Source organism: Herminiimonas sp., assembly GCF_030645555.1.
In the GTDB taxonomy this organism is placed as follows: Bacteria; Pseudomonadota; Gammaproteobacteria; order Burkholderiales; family Burkholderiaceae_D; genus Oxalicibacterium.
Window position 1 is genome coordinate 1 of sequence record NZ_JAUSME010000012.1, and the last position, 3,331, is coordinate 3,331.

Consider the following 3,331-nt stretch of genomic DNA (forward strand, 5'->3'; position numbering starts at 1 on the left):
CGGTATCGTCGGCAGGGTTTTGCCCGCCTCCGGACGCCAGGTGCCATCGTAGCGCGGCTTTTCGCCGGCAGCACGTTGACGCTCACGCATCGCTTCGACTTCTTCCGGCGACGAATAACAGTGATAGGCAGTGCCTGCAGCCAGCATCTGCGCAATGACTACACGATAGCGATCCATGCGCTGCATCTGGTAAAAAGGACCTTCATCGTGCTGCAAACCCAGCCACTCCATGCCTTCTATGATGGCCTGCACCGCTTCCGGCGTCGAACGCTCGAGATCGGTATCTTCGATACGCAACACAAAGGTGCCGCCGAAATGGCGCGCATAGGCCCAGGAAAAAAGCGCGGTGCGGGCGCCGCCAACGTGGAGATAGCCGGTAGGGCTGGGAGCAAAACGGGTGCGGATAGGAGGTCGAACGGTCATGGCAAATAAAAACGGCCTTGGATTGCCAAAGCCGTCCTGTAAAAAAACGCCATTTTACCGCGTCGCCATGCGCTTGGGACAGGCCTGCGCGTAATATCGGGTGCCGGCAAGCCGCTGCCGCGATCGCCTCGCAAATGACTATATATATGCGCAGGCTGCGTCAACCCGCCCGGCACTGCTAAAATTACGCCTTTATTACCTTATTCCCAAGCATCACCTTATGAGCAACCCATTGCCGCGCAAACTTTTCGTCACCACCGCCCTGCCCTACGCCAATGGCGCATTCCATATCGGCCACATCATGGAATACATCCAGGCCGACATCTGGGTGCGATTCCAGCGCATGCAAGGCAATGCAGTCAATTTCGTCGGTGCCGACGATGCACACGGTGCGCCTATCATGATCGCGGCGGAAAAAGCCGGTCTCACGCCGCAGCAATTCGTCGCCAATATCGCCGCAGGCCGCAAACAGTATCTGGATGGTTTTCACATCGCCTTCGACAACTGGAGCTCGACCGACAGTCCGGAAAATCACAAACTCGCACAACAGATTTATCTGGACTTGAAAAAAGCCGGATTGATCGCCACCAGAACGGTAGAGCAATTCTTCGACCCGGAAAAAAGCATGTTCCTGCCGGATCGCTACATCAAGGGTCAATGCCCGAAATGCGGCGCGAAGGATCAGTACGGCGACAATTGCGAAGTCTGCGGCGCAGTCTATGTACCGACCGACCTGACCAATCCATACTCGACACTGACCGGCGCAACACCGGTGTTGAAGAACTCCGAACATTTCTTCTTCACCTTGTCTGATCCGCGCTGCGTGGAATTTCTCGAACAATGGATACAAGGCGCGGATACAGACGGCAAGCCGCATCTGCAGTCGGAAGTCGCCAACAAGGTCAAGGAATGGTTTTCGATACGCGACAATATTGATGGCAGCACCAGCGAAGGCTTGAGCGACTGGGACATCTCGCGCGATGCGCCTTACTTCGGCATAGAAATTCCTGATGCGCCGGGCAAGTATTTTTACGTCTGGCTGGATGCGCCGGTCGGTTACCTGGCCTCGCTGCAGAACCTGCTCGACAAGCGCGGCGAAAATTACGCTGCCTACATGGCCGATCCGGCACTGGAACAGATACATTTCATCGGCAAGGACATCGTCAATTTCCATACGCTGTTCTGGCCGGCGATGCTGAAATTCAGCGGCCGCAAGACACCAAACAAGGTATTCGTGCATGGCTTCCTGACCGTCAACAATGGCGAGAAGATGAGCAAGAGCCGCGGCACTGGCCTGGATCCGCTGAAGTATCTGAGCCTGGGCATGAATCCGGAATGGCTGCGCTATTACCTGGCCAACAAGCTCAGCGCACGCAATGAAGACATAGACTTCAACCCGGAAGATTTCATCGCGCGCGTCAACAGCGACCTGATAGGCAAATACGTCAACATCGCCAGCCGCGCCGCCGGCTTCATCGCCAAGAAATTCGATGGCCGCGTCGTCACCGACTGGGCGACCGGCGACGACGCCTTCATCAGCAAGCTGCGCGACGTTGCAGTGGAAATCCAGGCTTTGTACGAACAGCGCGAATACGGCAAGGCCCTGCGCGCGATCATGGAACAGGCTGACATCATCAATGCCTACGTCGATGCGAACAAACCGTGGGAACTGGCAAAGAAACCAGAAAATAGCGCCGCCCTGCAGGAAGTCTGCAGCCGCCTGCTGGAAGCCTTCCGCATCCTGACCATCTATCTGAAACCGGTATTGCCGGAGCTGGCAAAACAGGTGGAAGCCTTGCTCAACATCGCACCGCTGCAATGGCAACACGTGCTCACGCCGCTGCCGCACCAGCATCAAGTCAATACCTACGCGCACCTGATGACGCGCGTTGAGCCGAAGATGCTCGATGCACTGTTTGAAATGCCTGCCGTAGCAGAGACGCCAGAAGATGCCAGCGTAACGACGGCAAGCACGATTGAAGAAATTGCGCCGGAAATCAAGATCGATGATTTCGCCAAGATCGATTTGCGCATCGCGAAAATCGTCAACTGCGAACATGTGGAAGGCTCGGACAAATTGCTGCGCCTGACGCTGGATGCAGGTGAAGGCCGTTTGCGCAATGTCTTCTCCGGCATCAAATCCGCATACAAGCCGGAAGACCTGATCGGAAAATTGACCGTGATGGTGGCCAACCTGGCGCCGCGCAAGATGAAGTTCGGCATCTCTGAAGGCATGGTGCTGGCCGCCTCGGCTGCCGATGAAAAATCCCAGCCCGGCATTTACATCCTGAACCCGTGGCCGGGCGCTGAGCCGGGCATGCGGGTCGGCTAAAGAGATGAATAGGGAGCGATGCCACGGCATCGCTCTTTTTCCATCAGGCGGCCCTGCCTGCTTTTTTTCGCCAAAGCAAATCCAACTGACGTAACATCATGGCAAGCCTGCTGCAGACAGGCGTTGCGACAGCAACATGAACCATGGGAGTTTGTCAGATGAAGCTGAAATTCTCGTTTCACCCGCGCCTGCTCGACAATTTGCAGGATTATGACGTCCCCGCATTTTTCCGCGATCTAAGCGCCGGCCTCACGGTCGGCATCGTCGCGCTACCGCTGGCAATGGCATTTGCGATTGCCAGCGGCGTCAAACCAGAAGCCGGCATCTTCACCGCTATCATTGCCGGTTTCCTGATTTCTGCCTTCGGCGGCTCGCGCGTGCAGATAGGCGGACCGGCAGGCGCCTTCATCGTCATCATTTACGGCATCGTGGAAAAATACGGCGTCGCCAATCTTTTGATCGCCACCATCTTTGCCGGCATGATGTTGTGCGCGATGGGACTGTTCCGCCTTGGCTCGCTGATACGCTACATCCCGGTGCCTATCGTCATCGGCTTCACCAATGGCATCGCGGTGC

The 3,331-nt window shown here is 56.4% G+C and carries 3 protein-coding genes; 2 read left to right on the plus strand and 1 reads right to left on the minus strand.

Annotated features, from left to right (window positions below):
- Window positions 1-423, minus strand: a 423-nt coding sequence (locus Q7T06_RS00375; RefSeq protein WP_304778247.1) for a glutamate--tRNA ligase, incomplete at its 3' end; no start/stop codon positions are given.
- 220 nt (window positions 424-643) lie between these two features.
- Between Q7T06_RS00375 and metG the strand changes: the two genes are divergently transcribed.
- Window positions 644-2,755, plus strand: coding sequence for a methionine--tRNA ligase (metG, locus tag Q7T06_RS00380; RefSeq protein WP_304778250.1), 2,112 nt, complete (start codon window positions 644-646; stop codon window positions 2,753-2,755).
- Between the two features lie 158 nt (window positions 2,756-2,913).
- On the plus strand, window positions 2,914-3,331 hold a 418-nt coding region (locus tag Q7T06_RS00385; RefSeq protein ID WP_304778253.1), incomplete at its 3' end, for a SulP family inorganic anion transporter.